Raw genomic sequence first — 3,343 nt, forward strand, 5'->3', positions numbered from 1 at the left:
CTATCTATTATTCTTCAGCAATGGTTAAAGCAATTCCGCCTCCAACAGTAATTCTTCCATATCCACCTGCACATCCATAGCCGCTTCGCGGGCTTTTTCGGCAAAGTCGGTATCTGCTGAGGCATAGATAATGGCCCTCGACGAGTTCACCAACAGACCGCATTGGTCATTCATGCCGTATTTAGCTACTTCTTCCAGACTTCCACCTTGCGCGCCAACCCCGGGCACTAACAGAAAATGGTCGGGCACCAGTTCGCGGATTTCTTCCAACTTCTCTGCCTTGGTTGCCCCCACCACATACATCATGTTGTCGGTATCGCCCCATTGTCGTGACGTTTTCAAAACCGATTCGTACAACAAGTCGCCCGTTGATTCATTCTTCTGAAATTGAAAATCAGCCGCTCCCTTGTTCGAGGTCAATGCCAGCAGAATCACCCATTTGTCGAGGTAAGTCATAAAAGGCTTCACCGAATCTTCACCCATGTATGGCGCCACAGTTACTGCGTCAAAATCCATGCGATCGAAAAAAGCCCGGGCATACAAATTCGACGTATTGCCAATGTCGCCACGTTTGGCATCGGCAATAATAAACAGCTCGGGATATTTTTGACGAATGTAATGCACGGTTTTCTCGAGGCTTTCCCAACCCGAAACGCCGAGGCTTTCATAAAAAGCCAGATTGGGTTTGTACGCCACGCACAAATCCTGGGTCGCGTCAATAATTTCCTTGTTAAAAGCAAAGATAGGATCCGAAGTCTCTTTCAGGTGCGCTGGTATCTTGAGTATATCCGAATCGAGTCCGACACACAAAAAGCTTCGTTTTTTTCTGATTTGTTCAAATAGTTGTTCGCGGTTCATTGAATAGAGTTGTATATATGGAGTTCACAGTCAGAGTCACAGTTAACAGTTTTTACTGAAAACCAGGACGGGAAACTGAGACTTCCTAAATTTCAGCTTCTTTTAGTTTCTCGGAGTTTTCTTCCACCATCAGCTTTTCGATGATCTCGTCGATATCGCCACCAATAATTGCCTGCAGGTTGTAAAGCGTCAGATTGATGCGGTGGTCGGTCACCCGTCCTTGCGGCCAGTTGTAGGTCCGGATTTTTGCTGAACGGTCGCCGGTGGAAACCATGGTTTTCCGTTTCGAAGCAATTTCATCCAAATACTTTTGGTGTTCCATGTTGTAAATACGCGAACGCAACTCAACCATTGCCTTATCCAGGTTTTTCAATTTCGACTTCTGATCCTGACATTGGACGACAATCCCGGTGGGAATGTGCGTCAACCGGATGGCGGAATAAGTGGTGTTGACCGACTGTCCTCCGGGACCCGAAGAGCAAAACTCATCGCGGCGGATATCTTCATTTTTCAGCTCAATGTCAAATTCCTCAGCCTCGGGCAAAACAGCAACCGATGCGGCCGAAGTATGCACCCGCCCCTGTGTTTCGGTTTGTGGTACACGTTGCACACGATGCACGCCCGATTCATATTTCAGAATTCCGTAAACCCCGGCTCCCGACACATTAGCCACAATTTCCTTGTAGCCACCCGAGGTTCCTTCGCTGAGGTTGGTGACTTCCATGCGCCAACCTTTTTTCTCGCAGTATTTGGTATACATACGGAACAAGTCGCCGGCAAAAATGCTGGCCTCGTCGCCCCCGGTTCCGGCACGGATCTCCAGAATGGCATTTTTGCTGTCTTCCGGATCTGCCGGAACCAGCAGAAGTTTAATTTCCTTTTCTTTGGCGGGAAGTTGTTCCTCGCTGGTTTCAATTTCCTCTTTTGCCATTTCACGGATTTCCTCATCCGATTCCTGTGCCAGCATTTCCTTACCCGATTGAATATTATCAACCAGGTTACGGTAATCTTTAAACGCTTTTACCAGCGATTCCAGGCGTTTGTATTCCTGGCTTAGCTTGACATAGCGCTTCATGTCAGACATCACCGACGGATCGGTAATCTGCTGTCCAACTTCATCCAGCCGGTGCTGAATGGCTTCGTATTTTTCTAATATTGAATGGTCTGCCATATTTTTTGTTCCAAATTCCAAGTTAAAAATTCCAAATCTCCACACCAGGAAGCCACGCAAATCGCTCCTGAATTCACTGGGTTCTACACCTTCTTTGACAGCTTTCCTATGCTAATATTCAAACGTTCCAAATTCAGATTCGATGGTGAGTTTTTTACCTTCAAAGGATTCAACACGTCCAACAACCTGTGCATCAATGTTAAATGACTTCGATATTTCGATAATCGACTCGGCCAGTTCGGGTTTCACATAAATTTCCATGCGGTGGCCCATGTTAAACACCTTGTACATTTCGGCCCAATCGGTTTTCGATTCTTCCTGAATCAGTTTAAACAGCGGAGGAACCGGAAACAGATTATCTTTAATCACATGCACGCCATCGATAAAGTGCAGCACTTTGGTTTGCGCGCCACCGGAGCAATGAACCATACCATGAATATTTTTCCGGTGATGATCCAACATATTTTTGATCACCGGAGCATAGGTCCGTGTAGGCGAAAGCACCAGCTTGCCGGCATCCAACCCAAGCCCGTCAATCGCGTCGGTCAGCTTTTTGCTACCCGAGTAAACCAAATCAGCCGGGACTTCAGGATCAAAACTTTCGGGGTATTTCTGCGCCAGGTAATTGGCAAACACATCGTGCCGTGCCGAAGTCAGCCCGTTGCTTCCCATGCCACCGTTGTATTCCTTTTCATAGGTGGCTTGACCATATGAGGCCAGTCCTACAATGACATCACCAGCCTGAATGTTATCAGCCGAAATCACATCTTCGCGCTTCATACGGCAGGTTACGGTCGAATCGACGATGATGGTTCGCACCACATCGCCCACATCTGCTGTTTCGCCGCCCGTAGGATAAACGCCCACACCCATTTCCTGCAATTCGCGGCAAAGCTCATCGGTTCCGTTGATGATCGCGGCTATGACTTCCCCTGGGATTTTGTTTTTGTTCCGTCCAATGGTTGACGACAGCAAAATATTGTCGGTTGCCCCCACGCAAAGCAAGTCGTCAATGTTCATAATCAGCGCATCCTGAGCAATTCCTTTCCACACCGAGATGTCGCCGGTTTCTTTCCAATACAGGTAGGCCAACGACGATTTGGTTCCGGCGCCATCGGCATGCATGATGTTGCACCAGTCGGGATCACCACCCAGCATATCAGGAATAATTTTGCAAAATGCCTTGGGAAATAATCCTTTGTCGATATTTTTAATGGCCTGATGGACATCTTCTTTCGATGCCGAAACGCCCCGTGCCATATACCTGTTGTCAGTCATAAAATCAATCTATAATTTCAGGGCACAAAGTTAATA

Annotated in this window: 3 protein-coding genes; all 3 read right to left on the reverse strand. The window is 47.4% G+C overall.

The genetic code is table 11. The annotated features are described in order from the left end of the window. Nucleotides 1–24: 24 nt before the first annotated feature. The 3 genes from pyrF to AAC033_RS18730 all read right to left on the reverse strand — a co-directional run bounded on the left by pyrF (nucleotide 25) and on the right by AAC033_RS18730 (nucleotide 3,307). Nucleotides 25–858 (reverse strand): orotidine-5'-phosphate decarboxylase, encoded by an 834-nt coding sequence (pyrF, locus tag AAC033_RS18720; RefSeq protein WP_339741017.1) that lies wholly within the window; start codon nucleotides 856–858, stop codon nucleotides 25–27. An 85-nt stretch (nucleotides 859–943) separates the two neighbouring features. Next, nucleotides 944–2,029 (reverse strand): peptide chain release factor 1, encoded by a 1,086-nt coding sequence (prfA, locus tag AAC033_RS18725; RefSeq protein WP_339741020.1) that lies wholly within the window; start codon nucleotides 2,027–2,029, stop codon nucleotides 944–946. Between the two features lie 111 nt (nucleotides 2,030–2,140). Next, entirely contained in the window at nucleotides 2,141–3,307 is a 1,167-nt protein-coding gene (locus AAC033_RS18730; protein WP_339741022.1) for an AIR synthase related protein, read from the reverse strand. Nucleotides 3,308–3,343: the final 36 nt, after the last annotated feature.

Origin of the sequence: uncultured Sunxiuqinia sp. (genome assembly GCF_963974515.1) — a bacterium.
In the GTDB taxonomy this organism is placed as follows: Bacteria; Bacteroidota; Bacteroidia; order Bacteroidales; family Prolixibacteraceae; genus Sunxiuqinia.